Here is a 375-nt window from a genome sequence, read left to right as displayed (position 1 = left end):
AGCTGGAGGTGGGCGAAAGCCTGAACGGCAGCTATGTCTTTGACGCGAACAAAGGTGAGGCGACCGACAAGTCGAAAGCACTGTGGGGTCAGAAAGGCGGCACGGCGGGTCAGGTGGATAAACAGGGCCAGGTGGTGAAACAGTCTGGCCAATTGCCATCGTACGAGATCCAGTCGGCGGATGCCGGCACGGTGCTGGAAGTGTCGGTGCAGCCGGAGAACGCGCGTCAGGCCAAGGGCCAGATTGAGACGGCCACGACGGAAGCCTTGGGTGAGGGCGGCAGCGTGATCGATCCGAAGGCCAAGCCCGTAGTGCGAGACCTGAAGCTGAAAGGCAAGCTGGAGGTGGGCGAAAGCCTGAACGGCAGCTATGTCT

1 protein-coding gene is annotated in these 375 nt (G+C 61.3%); it reads left to right on the top strand.

The annotated features are described in order from the left end of the window. Positions 1–375: hypothetical protein (locus tag ACODRW_RS24385; RefSeq protein WP_488906935.1), on the top strand; the 375-nt coding region annotated here is incomplete at both ends.

Source organism: Chromobacterium sp. FG89 (assembly GCF_057808735.1).
The sequence above is the reverse complement of the archived record's forward strand: the minus strand, read 5'-3'. Positions and strand labels throughout refer to the sequence as shown.